The 20,817-nt window shown below is 64.0% G+C and carries 17 protein-coding genes; 11 read left to right on the top strand and 6 right to left on the bottom strand.

Translation table 11 applies throughout. The features are described from left to right. Positions 1-64 precede the first annotated feature (64 nt). The 5 genes from BMY38_RS03055 to BMY38_RS03035 all read left to right on the top strand — a co-directional run bounded on the left by BMY38_RS03055 (position 65) and on the right by BMY38_RS03035 (position 5,775). Positions 65-1,618: an ABC transporter substrate-binding protein gene (locus tag BMY38_RS03055; RefSeq protein WP_092761129.1), complete on the top strand. Its 1,554-nt coding sequence runs from the start codon at positions 65-67 to the stop codon at positions 1,616-1,618. A gap of 227 nt (positions 1,619-1,845) precedes the next feature. Then, complete coding sequence (locus BMY38_RS03050) at positions 1,846-2,823, top strand: ABC transporter permease (RefSeq protein ID WP_092759646.1); 978 nt, start codon at positions 1,846-1,848, stop codon at positions 2,821-2,823. 47 nt (positions 2,824-2,870) lie between these two features. Beyond that, positions 2,871-3,809 carry an ABC transporter permease gene (locus BMY38_RS03045; RefSeq protein ID WP_092761127.1) on the top strand — a complete coding sequence of 313 codons (939 nt, stop codon included), beginning with the start codon at positions 2,871-2,873 and terminating at the stop codon, positions 3,807-3,809. Further along, positions 3,809-4,792, top strand: a complete 984-nt coding sequence (locus BMY38_RS03040) for an ABC transporter ATP-binding protein (protein WP_092759644.1) — start codon at positions 3,809-3,811, stop codon at positions 4,790-4,792. The genes BMY38_RS03045 and BMY38_RS03040 overlap by 1 nt, the downstream gene beginning before the upstream one ends. Further along, complete coding sequence (locus BMY38_RS03035; protein WP_092759642.1) at positions 4,789-5,775, top strand: ABC transporter ATP-binding protein; 987 nt, start codon at positions 4,789-4,791, stop codon at positions 5,773-5,775. Before BMY38_RS03040 ends, BMY38_RS03035 begins: the two co-directional genes overlap by 4 nt. 34 nt (positions 5,776-5,809) lie before the next feature. On the opposite strand, the gene BMY38_RS03030 is transcribed toward BMY38_RS03035, so the two are convergent. The 4 genes from BMY38_RS03030 to BMY38_RS03015 form a co-directional block, all read right to left on the bottom strand. Then, positions 5,810-6,577 carry an IclR family transcriptional regulator gene (locus BMY38_RS03030; RefSeq protein WP_092759640.1) on the bottom strand — a complete coding sequence of 256 codons (768 nt, stop codon included), beginning with the start codon at positions 6,575-6,577 and terminating at the stop codon, positions 5,810-5,812. A gap of 2 nt (positions 6,578-6,579) precedes the next feature. After that, on the bottom strand, positions 6,580-7,947 hold the full coding sequence (locus BMY38_RS03025) for a TRAP transporter large permease (RefSeq protein ID WP_092759638.1): 1,368 nt from the start codon (positions 7,945-7,947) through the stop codon (positions 6,580-6,582). Beyond that, positions 7,944-8,642 carry a TRAP transporter small permease gene (locus BMY38_RS03020; protein WP_245737481.1) on the bottom strand — a complete coding sequence of 233 codons (699 nt, stop codon included), beginning with the start codon at positions 8,640-8,642 and terminating at the stop codon, positions 7,944-7,946. Before BMY38_RS03020 ends, BMY38_RS03025 begins: the two co-directional genes overlap by 4 nt. 111 nt (positions 8,643-8,753) lie before the next feature. Continuing rightward, positions 8,754-9,986, bottom strand: a complete 1,233-nt coding sequence (locus BMY38_RS03015; RefSeq protein WP_092759636.1) for a TRAP transporter substrate-binding protein — start codon at positions 9,984-9,986, stop codon at positions 8,754-8,756. A gap of 132 nt (positions 9,987-10,118) precedes the next feature. Here BMY38_RS03015 and BMY38_RS03010 point away from each other — a divergent pair, with 132 nt between their 5' ends. Then, complete coding sequence (locus tag BMY38_RS03010) at positions 10,119-11,735, top strand: GMC family oxidoreductase (protein ID WP_092759634.1); 1,617 nt, start codon at positions 10,119-10,121, stop codon at positions 11,733-11,735. A gap of 70 nt (positions 11,736-11,805) precedes the next feature. Here the strand turns inward: BMY38_RS03010 and putA are convergent, their stop codons facing one another. Further along, positions 11,806-14,757, bottom strand: a complete 2,952-nt coding sequence (gene putA / locus BMY38_RS03005; protein WP_092759632.1) for a bifunctional proline dehydrogenase/L-glutamate gamma-semialdehyde dehydrogenase PutA — start codon at positions 14,755-14,757, stop codon at positions 11,806-11,808. A 131-nt stretch (positions 14,758-14,888) separates the two neighbouring features. Between putA and BMY38_RS03000 the strand changes: the two genes are divergently transcribed. The 5 genes from BMY38_RS03000 to BMY38_RS02980 all read left to right on the top strand — a co-directional run bounded on the left by BMY38_RS03000 (position 14,889) and on the right by BMY38_RS02980 (position 18,501). Then, entirely contained in the window at positions 14,889-15,350 is a 462-nt protein-coding gene (locus tag BMY38_RS03000; RefSeq protein ID WP_092759630.1) for an Lrp/AsnC ligand binding domain-containing protein, read from the top strand. Positions 15,351-15,568: 218 nt separating this feature from the next. Then, the gene (locus BMY38_RS02995) at positions 15,569-16,816 is read left to right on the top strand and encodes a flagellin N-terminal helical domain-containing protein (RefSeq protein ID WP_092759628.1); all 1,248 of its coding nucleotides are present in this window, start codon (positions 15,569-15,571) and stop codon (positions 16,814-16,816) included. A gap of 125 nt (positions 16,817-16,941) precedes the next feature. Next, positions 16,942-17,313: a flagellar biosynthesis regulator FlaF gene (flaF, locus tag BMY38_RS02990; protein WP_092759626.1), complete on the top strand. Its 372-nt coding sequence runs from the start codon at positions 16,942-16,944 to the stop codon at positions 17,311-17,313. 1 nt (position 17,314) lies between these two features. Then, the gene (locus tag BMY38_RS02985) at positions 17,315-17,719 is read left to right on the top strand and encodes a flagellar biosynthesis repressor FlbT (protein WP_092759624.1); all 405 of its coding nucleotides are present in this window, start codon (positions 17,315-17,317) and stop codon (positions 17,717-17,719) included. Beyond that, positions 17,716-18,501: a DUF1217 domain-containing protein gene (locus BMY38_RS02980; RefSeq protein WP_175495748.1), complete on the top strand. Its 786-nt coding sequence runs from the start codon at positions 17,716-17,718 to the stop codon at positions 18,499-18,501. The genes BMY38_RS02985 and BMY38_RS02980 overlap by 4 nt, the downstream gene beginning before the upstream one ends. 898 nt (positions 18,502-19,399) lie before the next feature. Here the strand turns inward: BMY38_RS02980 and BMY38_RS02970 are convergent. Beyond that, the gene (locus tag BMY38_RS02970; protein ID WP_092759618.1) at positions 19,400-20,770 is read right to left on the bottom strand and encodes a FliI/YscN family ATPase; all 1,371 of its coding nucleotides are present in this window, start codon (positions 20,768-20,770) and stop codon (positions 19,400-19,402) included. Positions 20,771-20,817 lie beyond the last annotated feature (47 nt).

Raw genomic sequence — 20,817 nt, 5'->3', positions numbered from 1 at the left:
TTGATTTGACCTGCCGTCTGCATCTGTCACGATGCGGGTCCAGGTATTTCCGGGGGACCATCCGATGAAAACCATTCTGACCGCCGCATTGCTGGCCGTGGCCTTGCCCGCAGGCGCGGCCGAGTTGCGGTTCGCCACCACGTCCGATCCGACGACGCTGGACCCGAATGCCGGGAATTCCGCCCCGGTGTTCAGCCTGTTGATCAACGTCTACGAAGGATTGGTCCGGCGCGACCGCGACATGAAGCTGGAGCCGTCGCTGGCCACCGCATGGGAGCCGATCGGCGCGGGCGAAGGCTGGCGCTTTACCCTGCGCGAAGGCGTGACGTTCCATGGCGGGCAGGATTTCACCGCCGAGGACGTGATTTTCAGCTATGAGCGCGGATCGGCCCCGGAATCCGATACCTCGAGCTGGTTCGCGGGAGTCGAGCGGGTCGAGGCGGTCGATGACTACACCGTCGAATTCTACACCACTGAGCCGAACCCGATCTTCCCCGACAGCATCGCCAACTGGATGATGCTGGACAAGGGCTGGGCCGAGGAGAACGACGCCGCGCTGCCCAGTATCGAACAGGGCAACTTTGCCACGCTGAACACCAACGGCACCGGGCCATACATGGTCACCGAGCGCCAGCCGGGTCTGAAAACCACGCTGGTGGCCTTCGACGGCTGGTGGGACGATGACATCGGCAACGTGACCGAGGCGGTCTATCAACCCGTCCAGAACTCCGCCACGGCGGTCGCGGCGCTGCTGTCCGGCGAGCTGGACCTGATCGAGCCGGTCCCGATTCAGGACGCCGCGCGGATCGAGCAGTCAGACGGTGTCGATGTGATCCGTGGGATCGAGGCGCGGGTCATCATGCTGGGCTTTCCGCATGATGCCGAGAACCTGATCGCGGGCGGTGAGGAGGGCAACCCGTTCAAGGACGTCCGCGTCCGTCAGGCCGTCGCCCATGCCATCAACATCCCCGCCATCCTGCAAACCGTGATGCGCGGGTCCGCCGAACAGGCGACGCAGCTAATCGGACCGGGCCTGCGCGGGTATTCCGAAAACATCGCGCCGGGCACCTATGACCCCGATCTGGCGCGGCAACTGCTTGCGGAGGCGGGCTACCCTGACGGGTTCGCCTTCTCGCTGAAATGCACCAACGACCGCTATCTGAACGACGAGGCGGTCTGCACCGCGATCAACGCGATGCTGGCGCAGGTGGGTCTGAAACCGCTGTATGAATCCATGCCGGTGGCGAACTACTGGACCACGCTGCGCGCGGAAGATCACGACATGTATCTTCTGGGCTGGTCGCCGGGCACATTCGACGCCGAACATCCGCTGCGCTTCCTCGTTGCCACACCCAACGAGGAAACCAAGATGGGGTCGTGGAATTTCGGCGGCTTCTCGAACGCGCGTATCGACGAATTGATGCCGATGATTCAGTCGGAAATCGACGAGCCAAAGCGGCAGGCGATGCTGGACGAGGCGAACCGGATCATGGCGGACGAGCAGGCCTATGTGCCGCTTTATATCCAGCCGCTGGTCTGGGGCGTGAAGGAAGGCGTCGAGGTCGTGCAGCGGCCCGACAATTTCCTCGTGCTGCGCTGGATGAATGTGCCGGAATAAACCGGAGACCATATCCCGGAGGCAACCATGCCGGGGCGCGCGCCGCATGATGTCACCGCGTGCATTCCTGGCTGTGACGGTGACGGACGGGGGCACGCGGGCCGTTGCAGGCCGGAATGAATTTTGCTTCGCCCGATACGGCCGTGTGATACCGCGCGGGCATACCGCAAGCAGTCCGGAGCACCTCTGCGCTTGACCCGCCGGGCCCGAGAGGGGACACCCTAACGATGCTGGCCTATATCATCCGTCGTGTCTTTCAGTCCGTCATCGTGCTTCTGGCCGTGGGATTGGTTGCGTTCTCCATGTTCCGCTTCGTCGGCGATCCGATCGAGAACCTGCTGGGGCAGGAACGCACGGTGCAGGACGTCGAACGCCTGCGCGAGGCGCTGGGCCTGAATGACCCGTTCGCGGTGCAATACGCCAGATTTCTGGGCCGCGCCGTCACCGGCGATTTCGGCATCAGCTATCGTCAGTCGCGCCCGGTGTCGCAGATCATCGCGGAACGCGCGCCCGCGACGCTGGAACTGGCCTTCGTGTCCGGCGTTCTGGCGCTGACGGTCGGTATCGGCCTGGGCGTGTTCACGGCGATCCGGCGGGATGGATGGGCGGCGAATATCATCATGTCGGTGTCCCTGATCGGGGTCAGTCTACCGACCTTTTTGATCGGGATTCTGCTGATTTATCTGTTCGGGGTGCAGTTGCGATGGCTGCCGACCTTCGGGCGCGGCGATGTCGTGGACCTTGGGTGGTGGACGACCGGGTTCCTGACGTCCTCGGGCCTGAAATCGCTGATCCTGCCATCAATCACGCTGGGCCTGTTCCAGATGACGCTGATCATGCGGCTGGTCCGGTCCGAGATGCTTGAAGTATTGCGACAGGATTACATCCGCTTTGCCCGTGCCCGCGGATTGTCGGCAAAGTCCGTCAACTTTCGTCACGCGCTGAAGAACACGATGGTGCCCGTGATTACCGTGACGGGTCTGCAACTGGGCGCGATCATCGCCTTCGCGATCATTACCGAGACCGTGTTCCAGTGGCCCGGCGTCGGATTGCTGTTCATCAATGCGGTGCAGTTCGTCGATATTCCGGTCATGGCCGCCTATCTGATGTTGATTTCGGTGATGTTCGTGATGATCAACCTGTTGGTCGATATCCTGTATGTCTGGGTCGACCCGCGCCTGCGCATCGACGGGAGGCACACATGAGCAATCTTCCCGACGCCACCCGACAGGGAGTGGAGCCGCTGGACCGGATGGAGCCGGCGGAGGTGGTGCAGCCGTCCCGCTGGCGGTCGATCTGGGACGCGGATGTCACCTGGTCCTTCCGCCATTCACCCGTGGCCGTCGTCGCGGCAGTGGTCACATTGGCAATGATCCTGTCCGCGATCTTCGCGCCCTGGATCGCCACGACTAATCCCTTCGATCCGGCCAGCCTGAACCTGATGAACGGGTTTTCACGCCCCGGTGTGCCGAATGCGTTCACCGGCGAGTCGTTCTGGCTGGGCACCGACGATCAGGGCCGCGACGTCTGGTCGACGATCCTCTACGGCCTGCGGATCAGCCTGTTCGTGGGCTTCATGGCGGTGCTGTTCGCATTGGTGCTGGGGGTGCTGCTGGGGTTGCTGGCCGGATACGTCGGGGGCTGGGTCGAAACGATCATCATGCGCGTCGCCGACGTGCAATTGACCTTCCCGTCGATCCTTGTGGCGCTGCTGATCTTCGGGGTGGCACGCGGGGTGATCCCCATCGAATACCGCGACCAGATGGCGATCTGGGTGCTGATCGTGGCGATCGGCCTGTCGGACTGGGTGCAGTTCGCCCGCGTCGTGCGGGGTGCCACGCTGGTCGAGAAGAACAAGGAATATGTGCAGGCCGCGCGGCTGATCGGGCGCAAGCCGGGCGCGATCATGCTCAAGCACATCCTGCCCAACGTGCTGTCGCCGGTGCTGGTGATCGCGACGATTTCGCTGGCGCTGGCGATCATCGCCGAGGCCACGCTGTCGTTCCTGGGTGTCGGCGCGCCGCCCACCCAACCGTCGCTCGGAACGCTGATCCGAATTGGTCAGGATTTCCTGTTCTCGGGCGAGTGGTGGATATTGTTCTTCCCGGCCCTGACCCTTCTGGCGCTGGCGCTTTCGGTGAACCTTCTGGGCGACTGGCTGCGGGATGCGCTGAACCCGAGGTTGCGGTGATGGACATGCCGGTTCTGAGCCTTCGCAACCTTACCGTCGATATTCCGACGCGGCACGGCACGCTGCGGCCCGTGGACGATGTGTCGTGGGATATCGCGGCCGGTGAAATCCTCGGCGTCGTCGGCGAATCCGGGGCGGGCAAGTCCATGACCGGAAACGCTGTCATCGGCCTGCTGGACCCTCCGGCGCATATCTCTGCGGGTGAGGTGCTGCTGGAGGGGGAGCGGATCGATAATTACACGCTGGCGCAGATGCGCCGGGTGCGGGGCAAGCGGATCGGGATGGTGTTCCAGGACCCGCTGACATCGCTCAACCCGCTTCTGACGATTGGCGAGCAACTGTCCGAGACGATCCTGCGGCATCTGGATGTGTCCAGGTCCGAGGCGGATGCGCGGGCCATTCAGGGGCTGGACGAGGTCGGTATTCCGTCCGCCAGGAACCGCATGGGAGCCTATCCGCACGAGTTTTCGGGCGGGATGCGGCAAAGGGTGGTGATTGCCCTGGCGCTTTGTGCCGAACCGACGCTTCTGATTGCGGACGAGCCGACGACGGCGCTGGACGTGTCGGTGCAGGCGCAGATCATCGCGCTGCTCAAGCGCCTGTGCCGGGAACGGGGCATGGCGGCGATGCTGGTGACGCATGACATGGGCGTCATTGCCGAGACCGCCGACCGTGTGGCGGTGATGTATGCGGGCCGTCTGGCCGAGATCGGGCCGGTCAGCCAGATCGTGGGACAGCCGCGGCATCCCTATACCGACGGGTTGATGGCCTCGACCCCGGCGGCGAGCGCGGGACAGGCCCGGCTGCGCCAGATCCCCGGTGCGATGCCGCGTCTGAACCGGATGCCCGACGGCTGCGCCTTCCATCCCCGGTGTCCGCGCGCGCAGGACAAGTGCCGCGTCAATCCCGGCCCGAAGGTCGGGACGGCGGACGAACGGGCGGCCTGCTGGTTCCCCATCGAACAGGACGAGGCGGCGGCATGAGCCTTGTATCCGTTCAGAACCTGACGCGCGTGTTCGACGTCTCGAAACCGTGGCTGAACCGCGTGATCGAACGGCTGCCCAAACGGATGCTGACTGCCGTATCTGACGTGAGTTTCGAGATACCTGCGCGGACGACCTATGCCCTGGTCGGTGAATCCGGGTCCGGCAAATCGACCATCGGCAAGATGGTGGTGGGTCTGTTGCGTCCGACGGAAGGCCATGTCGAGATCGAGGGCGTTGACCTGGTGACCGAGACGGACGCGGCGGTGATCGACCGCATCCGCAGCGATATACAGATGATCTTCCAGGATCCCTTCGCCTCGCTGAACCCGCGCTGGCGGGTCCGCGATATCATCGTCGAGCCGGTGGCGGCGCGGGGCGGCGACACGGTCGGGCTGGCCGAGAAGCTGCTGACGCAGGTGGGTCTGTCGCCCGACGACGCCGGGAAATATCCGCACCAGTTTTCCGGCGGGCAGCGGCAGCGCATCTGCGTCGCCCGCGCGCTGGCGTCCGAGCCGAAGCTGATCGTCTGCGACGAGCCGACCTCCGCGCTGGACGTGTCGGTGCAGGCGCAGGTTCTGAACCTGATGAGCGACCTGAAGGACGAACACGGGCTGACCTATCTTTTCATCAGCCACGATCTGACGGTGGTGCGGCACATGGCCGATACCATTGGCGTGCTGTATCTGGGACGTCTGGTCGAGGAGGCCGCGCCGGGAGATCTGTTTACGAAACCGGCGCACCCCTACACCGCCATGCTGATCGAGGCTGCCCCCCGTCTGGATGCCTTCGGTCGCGAGGTGGAGCCGCCGGAGGGTGAAATTCCCGATCCGACCGATCCGCCGTCGGGCTGCGCGTTTCACCCGCGCTGTCCTCTGGCCACTGAAATCTGTTCGGTGGAACGGCCCAGACTGGAGGCCTTCGGGTCCGGCCGGGTTGCCTGCCATCATGCAGGGGAAATCGCATTGAAGGGGGCCGCCTGACGGAAACGGGTCCGTCAGGTCGGGTTCGGTTTTTTTAGCCCGACACGATGGCAGCCAGTTCACGTGCCGCGGCTTGCAGGTTGGGCAAAAACGACAGCGCCCGCTCCATATCGAGGCGCTGCGTCGGAGCGTGGAACGAGAGCGTCGCGAGGATGCGTCCATTCTCCTCGTTGATCGGAACGGCGACGGCAATCATGTCGGGCATGAATTCGCCCCGGTCCGTTGCATAGCCTTCCGCGCGGATACGGTCGATTTCGGCCTCGAGCTGGACGCGGTCGGTGAAGGTTCCTGGCGCGCGCGCCGTCAGCGGAGTGGAGGACAGGTAACTGTCCAGCGCGCGCCGCGACAGAGACGAGAGATACATCTTGCCCGACGCGGTGCAGTAGAACGGCACCCGCGTGCCGGTCGGCAGCTGGATGCGTAACGGCCATTCGGTCTCGACCCGCTCCAGATAAACCATGCTCTCGTTGTCTGGCAGGGCGATGTTGCAGGTTTCGCCGATTTCCGCGCTCAGACGTTTCAGCACGGTCTGGCGGGACGCGCGAATGCGGGACGACGACAGGACGCCACCCGCAAGGCTGCGCAGGCGCGGGCCCGGCAGATAGGCGCGACCCCCGATGTCGCGTTGCAGAAAGCCTTCGTCCAGCAGGGTCGAGAACAGGCGATGGATCGTGGGTTTCGGCAGGCCGAGCGTCAGGTTGATTTCCGTCGGCGTAATCGGCTCGCCGCTGCGCGCGACCTCCTCCAGCAGGAGGAGGAGGCGCAGGTTCGTGGGAATGGGATCGCTGCGTTGACCGTCCATGTTCACCTGCCCGGCAGAAGTAGCGTCGAAAGTTCCGGGACCAGAGAGATCAGGATCCAGACCGAAATCAGCGCCACGAGATATGGCACCGTATAGGGCAGGAGCTGGAAGTATGGAACGCCCGTGACGCCCGATGCGACATAGAGGTTCAGGCCATAGGGCGGCGTGATGAACCCGATCGACGCCCCGACCAGGAAAATGACTGCAAACTGGATCGGATCAATGCCGACCTGCGCCGCGATGGGGGCCAGGATCGGGGCCAGAATGATGGTGACCGGAAGGCTTTCCAGCACCATGCCCGACACGAAGACGATGGCCATCGCGGTGAACAGGACGGCGTAATACCCCCCCATGCCGATGACGAAAGCGCTGATGACCTCCTGCGCGCCCATGACCGACAGGATCTGCTGCATCACCACGGAGACGGCGATCAGCGGTGCCAGGATGCCGGTGATCTGCGCCGAACGCATGGTGATCGACGGCAGTTCCAGCGGGCCGAAGCCGCGCACGACCAGCATCTCGGAATAGGTGCGGTCGGCGATGTCGGGCCGGTCGTCGCCGCGTCCGTGGTTGATCATCCTGTACAGCGGCAGGGAGATGAAACCGACGATGATGCAGAAGCCGACGGTGACGCCCGCCGCCTCGGTCGGGCTGAACTTGCCGGTGTAGATGCCCCAGAGGACAAGGCCGATGGCGAAGAAGCCGAGCCACGCGCCGATGGCCGTCTTGACGATACGACCGAAGGACAGGCCGATCAGGATGCCCCACTTGTTCTTCCACGACAGGATGAACGCCGCCGTCATCATGGCGATGACCATCAGCGTGCCGGGAATGATGCCTGCGACGAACAGGTCGCTGATCGGCAGATTCAGAAGGAAGCCGTAGACGATGAAGATGATCGACGGCGGGATGATGATCCCGACCGTGCCGCCCGCCGCCGCAGTTGCCGCCGAGAAGCGTTCGTCGTAGCCGCCCTTGACCATTTCCGGGTGCAGCATCGAGCCGATGGTGGCCGTCGTGGCCGAGTTGGAGCCGGAGATCGCCGCGAACAGGCCGCAGGCCCCGAGTGCCGCCATGGCGAGGCCGCCGCGTATCCAGCCGAGGCAGGCGTAGGCGAAGTCGGAAAGGCGCCGCGCGATGCCGGACCGGTTGATCAGGTCGCCGGTCAGGATGAACAGCGGCATTGCCAGAAGCGCGAAGCCGTCGGTGAAGACGTCGGCCAACGCCGCGCCGATGTTCAGCAGCGGCAGCGCCAGAAGGAACGACATGCCGATGACCCAGTAGCCGATGACCAGAAAGACGGGAACGCCCAGCATGAACAGGATGGTAACGCCGATGGAAATCAGCGTGACGATGGTGCCGTCGGTCATGCATCACCCCCGATCACGGCCTGCCGGATCATCACGTCGCCGCGGCGATAGTTGCGCAGGTCGTCGGCCAGGTTCTGGAACACCCGACCCGACAGAAGCAGCCAGGCCAGCGGGACGGAAATCAGGAACCACCACTGCATGACGTTGTCGGTGCCGGCCATGAAACGGAAGTTCGCGGCCGCACCGATGGTTTCCTGCGTCGATGTGACGATCACGATCCAGGCGAAGCCCAGCCACAGCACGGCGTCCAGCAGAAGGCAGGCGAATTGTCCGGTGCGGGGCATGATCGTGCGGAACTCGGCAAAGGCCAGATGGGTCCGCAGCTTGACGTTATAGCTGCATCCGACCCAGGTCATGATCAGGAACAGGAAGGGCGGGACAGTCGTGGACCAGGGCGGCTGACCGTTGAGGAAAAAGCGGTCGATGACGCCCATGAAGATGATGCCACCGATGGTCAGATAGCTGACCACCATGATCGTCGGTTCGAAATACCGTTCGATGAACGGAACCGCGCGATAGATCGCCATCACGGCGAGCCCGCCCAGAACGGTGACAAGAAACCCCAGCGTCCACAGGGCCTGCGGATTGGCCCGCAGTGCGTCGCCCAGTGTCCAGGCGTCGTTTGCAAAAAGGGCGGATATGATCGCGCCCATTCCGTCGAACCATCCCATCGACGTGCCCTCCCAAGCTGTCATGGCCACTCAGGGCCTGTGCGGATTACGATGACGCGTGCTTCATCATCTGTCCCGTGATCGAACCGGGCACGCATGATGCGCCCGGTCCGTTTTCCTGCGGTTCGTCTGAACTCAGGACTTCCACCAACGGCGCGGCTCGACATTCTCGGGCTTCATATCGGCCGGAACCTGACGCGCGACGTCATAGATCGTCTGGTAGGTGTCCATGCCACCGGCCCAGCCGTTCAGACGCTCGCGCCACTGCGCCCAAGGCTCAGGGTTGAACTCGGGGGAGCACATTTCTTCGGCCATCCTGATCTGGTCGTCGGCCAGGAAGGCCACGCGCACATCATTTTCGGCGAAGATCGTGCCCGGCAGGACCGGATCGCTGAAGCCGACGGTCTTGACGAGCGCAGCCTCGTTGGCGGCCTGCACGTGGACCTGCGCCAGGTAAGACGATTCCAGGACCGCGTCCTGAAGCTCGCCGCCCAGGGCGTCGAACTTGGAGGCGGACATCGACGTATGCTCGGTCCCGCAGAAGAACCTCAGGTCGACCGATTGCGACACGACCGGCGACATGTTGGCGTAGGCCACGGCCGAGGCCCAGGTCTCCGCCCCGTCGATCAGGCCTTGCTTCAGACCGTCGAGCGTCTCTTCCCATGCGACCGGAACCGGGTTCAGGTTCAGAAGCTCCATCGCGATGCGACCCAGCTGGGTCCCCGTGACGCGGTTCTTGGTGCCGAACAATTCTTCCAGCTTGGTGACCGTCGGCTTGTCGGCAAAGGTCGAACCCATCTGCATGCCGCGCAGTTCGGCGTGCGAAAACAGGAATTTCAGTCCGTGACGCTTCTCCAGCGGGTCGCGCAGGACGGACACCGATTCGGGCGAATACAGGAAGTGATACTGCGAGGCCCGGCCCGGGAACATGTAGGCATAGTCCAGCACGTTCAGGTACGGCGCGCCGCCAGCGGAGTTCTGGGTCGAGGCCGCATACATGTCGACGATGCCCGACTGGGTCTTCTCGACGCAGGATGTCTGGCCACAGATCTGGTTGTCGCCGATGAACTCGACCCGGATTTCGCCATCGGTGCGGCTTTCAAGATCGCGGGCAAATTCAAGCACACCAGCGCGTTCGATCAACAGGTTGCGCGCATTGAACCCGGCCGCGCCCAGTTTGAATGTATGCTTCGCTTCCTTGGCGAAGCGCTTTTCATAGGTCGATTCAGCGGCGCGGGCGACGTCTCCCAAAGTCACGGCACCTGTCAGGGCCGAGGCACCCAGAACGACGGATGACAGGCCATATTGGCCCGACAGTTTGAACAGATCACGGCGGGATATCCCGCTCAGAGCGTTGGACGCTTTCATATTAATCCTCCCTTAGATTGCAAATATGATACTTGCAGTCTCATTATTCAGCATTCTAAACTCCGCCTGACAAGCTTTTCTTTCGTGATCGGGCATGCATCCGGTTCAAAATATGAGTTGGGGATTTATCCGATGGCGGAACAGATTGCAGATTATGTCGTCATAGGAGGCGGCTCCGCCGGGTGCGTGCTTGCAAACCGGTTGTCGAAAGATCCGAACAACAAGGTGATTCTGCTGGAGGCGGGGGGCCGCGACTGGAACCCCTGGATCCACGTGCCGGTCGGATATTTCAAAACGATGAACAATCCCTCGGTGGACTGGTGCTACCGCACGGAACCCGACCCCGGTCTGAACGACCGCTCGATCTCCTGGCCGCGCGGCAAGGTTCTGGGCGGGTCGTCGTCGCTCAACGGGTTGCTCTATGTGCGCGGACAGGCCGAGGATTACGATCGCTGGCAACAGATGGGCAACAAGGGCTGGGGCTGGGACAGCGTGCTGCCGCTGTTCAAACGGTCGGAACATCAGGAGCGGGGGGCCGACGACCATCACGGGTCCGAGGGCGAACTCTGGGTGTCGAACATGCGTCTGCAACGGCCGATCTGCGACGCCTGGGTCGCGGCGGCGCAGAACGAAGGCTATCCCTTCAACCCCGACTACAACGGCGCCTCGCAGGAAGGGGCCGCGTATTTCCAGCTGACCACCAAGAAGGGGCGGCGGTGTTCGGCGGCGGTGGCCTTCCTGAACCCTGCCCGGTCGCGCGACAACCTGACGATCATCACGAATGCGGCTGCGACACGGCTGATCCTGGAGGGCAAACGCTGCACCGGGGTCGTCTATCGGGACCGCTCCGGCAAGGAGCATATCGTCAAGACGGGGCGGGAGGTCGTCGTCTCCGGCGGGTCGATCAATTCGCCGCAACTGCTGATGCTGTCGGGCATCGGCGAGGCGGCGCAGTTGCAGGAACATGGCATCGAGGTGCAGGCCGACCTGCCCGGTGTCGGCAAGAACCTGCAGGACCATCTGCAGGCCCGGCTGGTGTTCAAATGCAACGAGCCGACGCTGAACGACGAGGTTCGGTCGCTGGTCGATCAGGCGAAGATCGCGCTGAAATACGCACTGTTCCGGTCCGGGCCGATGACGATGGCGGCTTCGCTGGCGACCGGGTTCTTCAAAACCGGGGAGCATGTGGCGACGCCCGATATCCAGTTCCACGTGCAGCCGTGGTCCGCCGATTCACCGGGCGAAGGGGTGCATCCCTTTTCGGCGTTCACGATGTCGGTCTGCCAGCTAAGGCCCGAAAGCCGTGGGGAAATCCGGTTGGCCAGCAGCGATGCCGGGGTCTATCCGCGGATCATTCCGAAATACCTGTCCGAGGAAACCGACTGTCGCACGATTGTCGAGGGTGTGAACATCGCCCGGCGCATCGCGCGCAATGCACCGTTGACCGACAAGATATCCGAGGAATTCCGGCCCACGAAAGACCTGTCTCTCGACGATTACGCGGGCACGCTGGACTGGGCGCGCAGCAACTCGGTCTCGATCTATCACCCGACCGGCACCTGCAAGATGGGGTCGGGTCCGGGGGCCGTGGTGGACGACCGTCTGCGGGTGCATGGCATCGCTGGCCTGCGCGTCGCAGATTGTTCGATCATGCCGGAGATCGTGTCGGGCAACACCAATGCGCCCGCGATCATGATCGGAGAAAAGGCCTCCGATATGATCCTGGAGGACCAGCGGGCCAGCGTCTGAGACCCGGCGGATTCGACGGGTGATCCACGGGTGATCCACGTCGGATATGTGTCCGACGTCCGGGCGAGGTTCAGCGCGCCTCCATCGCGATCAGGGTCGCGTTGCCGCCCGCCGCCGTCGTGTCGGTCGAGACCACGACTTCCTCGACGAAGCGCGTCAGATAGAGCGGACCGCCCGCCTTGGGGCCGGTGCCCGACAATCCGTGGCCACCGAAGGGTTGCGAGCCGACGATGGCGCCGATCTGGTTGCGGTTGACATAGACATTGCCCGCCGTCGCCCGCGCCGTGACATGGGCGATGGTCGCGTCGATGCGGGAGTGCAGCCCGAAGGTCAGGCCGAAGCCGGTCGCCGCGATTTCGTCCAGCACGCGGTCGATCTGACCGGCCTTCCAGCGTTTGACATGCAGGATCGGCCCGAAGATTTCCTGCGTCAGTTTCTCGTCGCGGCCCAACTCGATTATGGTGGGCGGAAGGAACAGACCGTCGGGCGCGTCCCCCTGCCAGATCGGAGTGTGCCCGGCGATATGGTCGGTCAGGCGCGACAGGGCGTCGGCGTCGATGATCGGGCCGACGTCGGTGGCCGGGTCCATCGGATCGCCCAGCGTCAGGGTCGCCGCGGCACCCTGGATCATCTCCAGCATCCGGTCGGCGACATCTTCCTGCACATAAAGGATGCGACAGGCCGAGCAGCGTTGCCCGGCGGAGCGGAAGGCCGAGGCCACGACATCGCGCGTCACCTGTTCCGGCAGGGCGGTCGCATCGACGATCATCGCATTCACGCCGCCGGTTTCCGCGATCAGCGGCACGATGGCCCCGTCCCGGTCCGCCAGCGCGCGGTTGATCGCCTTGGCCGTCGCGGTGGAGCCGGTGAAGGCAACGCCGGCCAACGCCGGATGCGTCATCAAAGCCTGCCCGACCTCGACCCCTCCGGGGGCAAGGATCAGCGCGTCTTCCGGCACGCCCGCGCGATGCAGCAGGGCCACGGCCTGCGCGGCGATGCGCGGGGTCTGCGGCGCGGGTTTGGCGACGACGGCATTGCCGACCGACAGCGCTGCGGCGGTCTGCCCGAGGAAGATGGCGAGCGGGAAGTTCCACGGGGCAACGGTCACGAAGACGCCCCGTCCCCGCGCCTGCCAGCGGTTCGCCTCGCCGGTGGGACCGGGCAGGATGCGGGGGATGCAGATGCCTTCGGCCTCGTCCGCGTAGTAGCGCAGGAAGTCGACGGCTTCGCGCAATTCGGCCACGCCATCGTCGATGGTCTTGCCCGCTTCGCGCGCCAGAGTCGCCATCAGGGCCGCACGGTTGTCTTCGAGCAGATCGGCGGCGCGGCGCAGGGCGGTGGAGCGGGTCGCGACGGGTGTATCCCGCCAGAGCGGCGCAGCCCTGGCGGCGCGCGACATCACGGCGTCGATCTGCCTGGCCGTCAGAGGCTTCACTTCCGGCGCTTCGGGCGCGTTGCGCATCGCGGTGGCGAGGGCGGTCAGATCGTCCTGCGCGCCCCATTCCACACCGTCGGAATTACGGCGGCCCCCGAACAGTGCTCCGGGCAGCGCGATGCGCGGGTGGCGCGGCGTTTCGGCCAGATCGGTCGGGAATTCCAGAACATCATCGACCGGCACATCCTTGTCCCCGGCCATGGCGACGAAGGATGTGCTGGCCCCGTTTTCCAGCAAACGGCGGACCAGATAGGCCAGCAGATCGCGGTGCCCGCCAACCGGCGCATAGATCCGGCAGGGCACATCGGTTTCGCGGATGACGGCGGCATAGAGAGATTCGCCCATGCCGTGCAGGCGCTGAAACTCGAACCCTGGCCCGGCTTTCGTGGCGTCGCCCGCCATCGTCATGATCTGCGCGATGGAGAGCGCGTTGTGGGTGGCGAATTGCGGATAGAGATGCGGGCGCAGCGCCAGCATCCGCTTGGCGCAGGCGAGGTAGTTCAGATCGGTGACCGCCTTGCGGGTGAAAACCGGGTAATCGGCGTGCCCCTCGACCTGAGCGTGTTTGACCTCCGTGTCCCAATAGGCACCCTTGACCAGCCGCACCATCAGGGTCTGACCGTGGGTCCGGGCCAGCTCGCCCGCCCAGTCGATGACGGCCAGCGCGCGTTTGCCGTAGGCCTGGATCGCCAGACCGAAGCCATTCCAGTCGCGGAAGGCATCGTCGGCGAAGGCGGTCTCGATCACGGCGATGGAAAGCTCCAGCCGATCCTGCTCTTCGGCATCGATGGTCAGGTTCAGGTCATGGGCCTTGGCGCGTTTGGCCAGATCGCGCAGCACGGGGACGAGGTCGCGCAGAACCGCGTCCTTGTTGCGCGGCTCGTAGCGGGGGTGCAGCGCGGACAGCTTGACGGAAATGCCGGGCCGGAACGGCAGGGGACGGGTGCCGGCGGATTTGCCGATCGCCTCGATCGCGTCGGCATAGGACTTGGCGTAACGGGTGGCATCGGCGCGGGTGCGGGCCCCCTCGCCCAGCATGTCATAGCTGTAGAGCGCGCCCTTGGCCTCCATTTCGCGGGCGCGTTTGAGGGCGGATTCAATGGTCTCGCCCAGCACGAACTGGTGGCCCATGAAGCGCATCGCCTGACGCACGCCGGCGCGGACCGCTGGGGCACCGATGCGCCGGGTCAACCCGCCCAGCACGCCGGGAACGGTATCGCCGGGCCGCAACAGGCGGTTCGACAGACCCAGGCCCCAGGTCGCGACCGACACCAGCCAGGCGTCCGAAGGCTCGTGCCCGTCCCAGTCACCCGCACCGATCTTGTCGGCGATCAACGCGTCCTGGGTGCCTTGGTCGGGCACCCGCAACAGCGCTTCGGCCATCGCCATCAGGGCCAGGCCCTCGCGGGTCGACAGGTCGTAGTCGCGCAGAAAGTCCTCCAGCCCCCCGATCCGGGTGCGGGCACCGCGAATGGCCCCGATCAGATGTTCCGCATGGGCGCGTGTCGTCGGGGCGACCCTGGCGAACGGCATCAAGGATGCGATCAGCGATTCGTCGGCAGGGGCATAGGGGGCGGCGAAGGGCATGGCAGTCTCCGGTTTCCGTGCGATGCCCCCGAATACGCCGCTTCTGGATGCGGTTTTCACCAAAGATCAGGGACAGGCGGGCATTCTTCCGATAGATCGCCTTTGAAACATCAAATACACCGAGAAATCCAATGCAATTCGACCGGCACGACCGCAATATTCTCGAAATCCTGCAGGCCGACGGGCGAATCGCAATGACCGCATTGGCGGACCGGATCGGCCTGTCGCCGAACGCCACGGCAGAACGGATGCGGCGTTTGCAGCGCGACGGTGTGATCGCCGGGTTTCGGGCCGTGCTGTCGCCCGCCGCGTTGGGGCGCGGTCTGACCGCCTTCGTCGAGGTCAAGCTGGATCGCACGTCGTCGGATGTCTTCGACGACTTCGCCAAAGTGATCCGGCGGATGGACGGGGTCGAGGATTGCCATATGGTCGCGGGCGGTTTTGATTACCTGCTCAAGACACGGCATCGCGACATGGCCGCCTATCGCGCTTTCCTGTCCGAGACGCTGCTGGAGCTGCCGGGTGTGCGCGAGACGCGGACCTATGCAGTGATGGAAGTCGTGGTCGAGCATGCCGCGCTGCCGCTGCCCTGAAGTGTCGGGTGAGTTTCATCAAATCTAAGGGAAATCCGACGGATAGAGGCATTGCGCGTTAAGCAGCGGTTAAGGTCGGGTGCCTAGCAGGGTCACAGCCATGAATGGCGACCAAAGGCCGACCGACACGTTTCGGGGGGTCAGGACAGAATGTCGATCAGTTCGCGAAAGCGGATGTAACGGGCCTGCGAAGCAGGCGCATTCAAAGGAATACAGCCATGTCCAGCATTCTGACCAACAACGGCGCGATGGTCGCGCTTCAGACCCTGCAAACCGTCAACAAGAACCTGGGGACGACCCAGTCCGAAATCTCGACCGGCAGAAAGGTCGCGAACGCCAAGGACAACTCGGCCGTGTGGGCCATCTCGAAGCAGATGGAATCAGACGTTCAGGGCTTCAAGTCGATCCAGGAAAGCCTCGCGCTGGGCGAATCCACGGTGTCGGTGGCCCGCAACGCCTCCGAAACGATCACCGACCTGCTGACCGAAATCAAAGGCAAGATCGTCGCCTCGCAGGAAGAGAACGTCGATCGATCCAAGATCCAGACCGATATTGCGGCCCTGCGCGATCAGATCGGATCGGTCGTCGGTGCCGCGCAGTTCAACGGTCTGAACCTGCTGTCCAACAAAAGCAACGAGGCCGGATCGGGCTCCGTCAATATCCTGTCGTCTCTGGACAGGTCGGGCTCCACGGTGAAGTCCAGCGACATTAACGTCGGCAAGCAGGATCTGGGCACGGAAGCCGCTGTTCTGGGCGCGACGGCCGTCGGTGCGGCGAACGACCTGCTGAGCGTCTCGGGCGCATCTGCGGCCGCAGCGGGCGGCAACGTGACCGTGTCCTTCACGGCAGGCGGTGCCCAGGCGGGTGCGAGCTACAGCGTTTCGCTGACTGGAGTCGGTGGGCAGGAGATTGGAACGAGCGCCACCACCTTCTCCTATGTTGCACGTGACGGCGATACCGAAGCGGATGTCAGCAACGCGATCTTTGCCAAGATGACAGCCTTCGCCACAGAAAACGAACTGGCGGACACGGCCTTCACCCGGAACGCGACAACGGGTGCCATCACCGTCACGAACAATGATGCCACTGCCGCGAATACGATCACCGTGGCACGCGCAGAAACCCTGGACGGCACTGCCGAAGGTGGGCTGGCCGCACTGTCCGATGTGGATGTGACCAGCCAGGATGGCGCGAATTCCGCGTTGAGCAACATCGAGAGCCTGATCCAGACCTCGATCAACGCGGCTGCGTCCTTCGGTTCGGCGCAAGGGCGGATCGAAACGCAGAAGGATTTCATCTCGAAGCTGTCGGACTCGCTGACGACAGGCATCGGTGCGCTGGTGGATGCCAATCTCGAAGAAGCCTCGGCACGTTTGCAGGCCCTGCAGGTCCAGCAGCAGCTGGCGACCCAGTCCCTGTCGATTGCCAACCAGGCACCGCAGTCGATCCTGTCGTTGTTCCGCTGATCTGAATACGCCCGCTCCGGTATCCTCCGGGACGGGCGCTCGGACCTTGGCGCGAAGCGCCGGACCTTCGTGCGCGGCACTTCCGTGCATCCCACGAAGCTCGCTAAAAGTGAGATACTGTACCCATGGGATATCCCCAATACGCGGCAACCGCCTATGCCGCCCTCGACGCTTCAATCACATCGCCCGGACGGGCCGAGGCCCTGGTCTTCGCCAAGGTCACACGCCGGATGGAACAGGTCTTTGCCGACGAAGCGGCGACCGCCACTGCGCGCGTCTCGGCCCTACACGACAACCGGCGGCTCTGGCAGGCTGCGGCCATCGCCTGCGCGGATGACACGAATATGATGCCCGCAGAACTGCGCGCCAGTCTCATCAGTCTGGCCGGTTTCGTCGATCGCCATACCAGCGAAGTGCTGAACGGGTCCGCCAGGCCTTCCGTTCTGTGCGAGATCAATCGTCGCATTGCTTCTGGCTTGTCGTCGGGGGCCGCTTGATATGGCGGGGCTGATGTTGAAATTCCCGGCCGGCGACCGCATCGTCGTCAACGGAGCGGTGATCGAAAACGTCGGCCGCGGCGCTCGTCTGCGCCTGCTGACACCCGAAACGCAGCTGCTCCGCCTGCGCGATGCCATTGATCCTGCGGCGGCGGTCACGCCGGTCGGGCGGCTGGCTCATTCGGTTCAGATGATGCTGATCGGCGAGTTGTGCCCCGCCGATGCCCTGCCGGATCTGGTCGCGGCGCTCGCGCCTCTGCGCCATGCCTTCGTCGACCCCGAAGATCGCGCCTGCATCGACGCGTTGCGCCAACATCTGCAGGATGGGCAGTTCTATCAAGCCCTTCGGCATCTCGGTCGGTTGCGCCGAAAGGAGGCGGTGCTGCTTGCCGTCGCCAGGACGTGAGTTTTCAACCTTTCGTTCCGACCGGCGGCCTGTCGGGGTGGCGGTTCCTGCAGAACACGATCGAGACGCAGCGGAAGGCCCATGGCGAAGGTGTCGCACTGCAGCGCGACCTTGCCTATTTTCGCGATAACATCGGCAAGATCGATACGGCTGAAGCTCTGGTAGGCGACTACCGCCTTCTGTCGGTGGCGCTGGGCGCCTTCGGCCTGAGCGATGATATCGGCAGCAAATTCCTGATCCGGCGCGTTCTGGAAGAGGGAACGCTTGAGCCTGATGCGCTGGCAAACAAGCTGTCGGACAAACGGTACCGCGATCTTTCCCGTGCCTTCGGGTTCGGCGATTTTCCGGTGCCCAGCACCAAGATATCCACCTTCGCCGACAAGATCGAAGCCCGCTACCGCGATCAGGCGTTCGAGACCGATATGGGCCAGACCAGCGAAACGATGCGCCTCGCGCTTTATGTGCAACGCGAACTTCCTGCGCTCGCCGCGGGCACGGGATCGAACCGCACGAAGTGGTTCACGATCATGGGGATCGCGCCAATCCGTCAGGTCATGGAAACGGCCATGGGGCTGCCGTCGTCCTTTGCCACGTTGTCGCTCGACAAGCAGCTGGAGACATTCCTCGAGCGATCCCGCTCGATTTTCGGCACCGATCAAATCGACGATCTTGCCAGTGACGGAGCCCTGGGACGGGTTCTCGACAGGTTCACCGTACTCGACGAATCGGATACCTCCCTGACGGTATCGTCGCCCGCATTGGTACTGCTGCGCGGGTTCTGACATTCCGTCTTCGATCGCGGGTCAGGTCCGGACGATGCGGCAGATCGGCCAAACGGCCAGCCTCTCTGCGCTTTTTTCCGTTCCTGCGCTTCGGTATCGTGAAATTGCGCTTGATCAAGATGCCGCAGATCGCGCCATGCTGCGTGTCGGTCGAACGGAACATGCGCAGGACCGGCTACCTCGCAAGCCGATGCCAGGATTGGCAGAAACCTTTCCAGAGTTCGCGATACAGCCGCCGCATCGCCCCTTCCCTTTGGTCCGCCATACCCGCACGGCATGCCCGGTTTTCGCGATGCCGCAGGTCAAGGGTCGGTCGTTGTCCCGCGCCCTGCGTGGCAGGCGGTGGATACGGGAGCCAGAAGTTTCGCGGGTCAACGCGGACCGCAGCCGGATGGTGCCAATTCCGATGCGCCAGGACCCAGCCGCCAAGGTCCGCATCTGCATCGCCCTCTGTGCAGGCGAACGATCCGGCAGACCAGTAGAGGAGCCTGCACGCTATCCTTTCTTCGCAGGCCGCCAGCCAACCGTCACACCGTCTGGTATCAGAAAGTCCGGGCTGAAAAATATCGGCCGCTTGGCGTCTTGCGGGACAGCGGACACGGGGGAGTCGAGAACTTATCAATCCTGCCGTCCGTTAGGGCATTCGTTTTCTGCGGGGATCATGATCGTGTCCAGATGTCACAGGTGGGGCCGGTTTCCATCCATTCCTGTCGTTCGTCGGCAGGGGCCTCGGATAAGATATTGCCGTGACGCGCGATGTGCCCGACCGGCAGCCTGAGTGATGTCAGCGACGTTTTCCCGGCCATGCAGTCCGGTCTGACGGCCCCGTTTGCAGTGTTGAAGGGCGTGAACCCGAAACGGGATCGAGATGGGTCAAACCGATTCGCCGTGCTGGCCGTCATCCGCCCGGACCGGCATACGATCGTCCGAGCAATCCGGCGAGCAGGCGAAAGCCGTCGGTCGAGCGGGTCAGACCCTGCGCCGAGAATATGTCGTTCAGACGCGGTATCAGGGCGACGGCACGGTCGATATCGGGACTGGACCCGCGTTCATACAGGCCCGAGCTGACCATCAGATCGCTTCGGTCGTGAACGGCGAGAAGCTGGCGGGTTTCGGCGATCAGTGCGTTTTCTTCGGCATTCGCCGCAGCCGGCAGGCTGCGCGAGATGGACCGAAGGACGTCGATGGCCGGGAACCGCCCCGCCTCCGCGATGTCACGGGCCAAAACGACGTGGCCATCCAGCTGTCCGCGCACGATATCGGCGACCGGCTCCTCCATGTCCGAACCGGCGACAAGGACCGAAAAGACCGCCGTGATGTCGCCCTGCACTGTGCTGTCCGGCCGATCTTCCCCCGGTCCGGCCCGTTCGCAGAGCGAAGCCAGAAGCGGTGTCAGACTGGGGGGATGGCCCCGCAGGGACGTCGCCTCGCCCGCGGCACTCGCGACTTCGCGATGGGCTTCGGCCAGGCGGGTCAGGCTGTCGCAAAGGAACAGGACGTGTCGCCCCCGATCGCGGAAATGTTCGGCCACGGCCAGCGCCGAGAAGGCACACCGGCGGCGGGTATTGGCGGGCATGTCCGACGTTGCGACCACCACGATGGTGCGGGCCATCCCTTCGGGTCCGAGGACGGTGCGAACGAAATCCGACACCTCCCGCCCGCGTTCGCCAACCAGGGCGAGAACGCAGATATCCGCTTCCATCGTTCGCGCAAGGCTTCCCAAGAGGGTCGATTTACCGACGCCCGACCCGGCAAACAGACCGATCCGCTGCCCCTTTGCGATCGGCAGCATCGTATCGAGAACGGCGAAACCTGTGCACAGCCGGTGCCCCATGCCACGTCGGCGCGCGGGGGCCGGCGGAGCCGCGCGCAGCGGCACGGAGAAGCCGGGTGCCAGAGGCATGTCGTCCAGCGGTTGACCGAAGGGATCGACGATTCGTCCGATCCAGCCCTCGTGCGGGTTGATGCGTGGCGTCCCTGACGGTCGCACCGGAAGGCCGATCCGCAAACCGTCGGACGCCGCATAAGGGATCGCCCAGAGGCTATCGCGGTCCAGCCGCGAGACTTCGGCCCGCCGGAGCGTGCCGCCTGCGTCGTGAAACAGAAGCTCATCGCCCAGGATCGCGTGGTCCGACAGGCCTTCGACGCTGAACCCCGAAGGGTCCAGCCGGGCAATCCTGCCTTGCGGGAAGCTGCGATCCAGGAAGGCAACCTGTGCCCGAAAGGATCCGAACGGATCGCCGTCGGGAGCGTCCTTGGTATGGATCATGGTGCGTCTCCGAAGTGTTGTTGAAACGATTTCTAAAGGAATCAGTC

This window comes from Jannaschia helgolandensis, from assembly GCF_900109285.1.
Taxonomy (GTDB): Bacteria; Pseudomonadota; Alphaproteobacteria; order Rhodobacterales; family Rhodobacteraceae; genus Jannaschia; species Jannaschia helgolandensis.
Note: the sequence above shows the minus strand (reverse complement) of the source record. Positions and strands in the feature narration are given on the sequence as shown.

Coding starts and splice junctions, on each gene's coding strand:
- BMY38_RS03050 (WP_092759646.1), top strand. CDS start 1,846: ATGCTGGCCTATATCATCCGTCGTGTCTTTCAGTCCGTCATCGTGCTT.
- flaF (WP_092759626.1), top strand. CDS start 16,942: ATGGGATATCCCCAATACGCGGCAACCGCCTATGCCGCCCTCGACGCT.
- BMY38_RS03055 (WP_092761129.1), top strand. CDS start 65: ATGAAAACCATTCTGACCGCCGCATTGCTGGCCGTGGCCTTGCCCGCA.
- BMY38_RS03040 (WP_092759644.1), top strand. CDS start 3,809: ATGGACATGCCGGTTCTGAGCCTTCGCAACCTTACCGTCGATATTCCG.
- BMY38_RS02985 (WP_092759624.1), top strand. CDS start 17,315: ATGGCGGGGCTGATGTTGAAATTCCCGGCCGGCGACCGCATCGTCGTC.
- BMY38_RS02970 (WP_092759618.1), bottom strand. CDS start 20,770: ATGATCCATACCAAGGACGCTCCCGACGGCGATCCGTTCGGATCCTTT.
- BMY38_RS02995 (WP_092759628.1), top strand. CDS start 15,569: ATGTCCAGCATTCTGACCAACAACGGCGCGATGGTCGCGCTTCAGACC.
- BMY38_RS03045 (WP_092761127.1), top strand. CDS start 2,871: ATGGAGCCGGCGGAGGTGGTGCAGCCGTCCCGCTGGCGGTCGATCTGG.
- BMY38_RS03020 (WP_245737481.1), bottom strand. CDS start 8,642: ATGACAGCTTGGGAGGGCACGTCGATGGGATGGTTCGACGGAATGGGC.
- BMY38_RS03015 (WP_092759636.1), bottom strand. CDS start 9,986: ATGAAAGCGTCCAACGCTCTGAGCGGGATATCCCGCCGTGATCTGTTC.
- BMY38_RS03025 (WP_092759638.1), bottom strand. CDS start 7,947: ATGACCGACGGCACCATCGTCACGCTGATTTCCATCGGCGTTACCATC.
- BMY38_RS03035 (WP_092759642.1), top strand. CDS start 4,789: ATGAGCCTTGTATCCGTTCAGAACCTGACGCGCGTGTTCGACGTCTCG.
- BMY38_RS03030 (WP_092759640.1), bottom strand. CDS start 6,577: ATGGACGGTCAACGCAGCGATCCCATTCCCACGAACCTGCGCCTCCTC.
- BMY38_RS03000 (WP_092759630.1), top strand. CDS start 14,889: ATGCAATTCGACCGGCACGACCGCAATATTCTCGAAATCCTGCAGGCC.
- BMY38_RS03010 (WP_092759634.1), top strand. CDS start 10,119: ATGGCGGAACAGATTGCAGATTATGTCGTCATAGGAGGCGGCTCCGCC.
- putA (WP_092759632.1), bottom strand. CDS start 14,757: ATGCCCTTCGCCGCCCCCTATGCCCCTGCCGACGAATCGCTGATCGCA.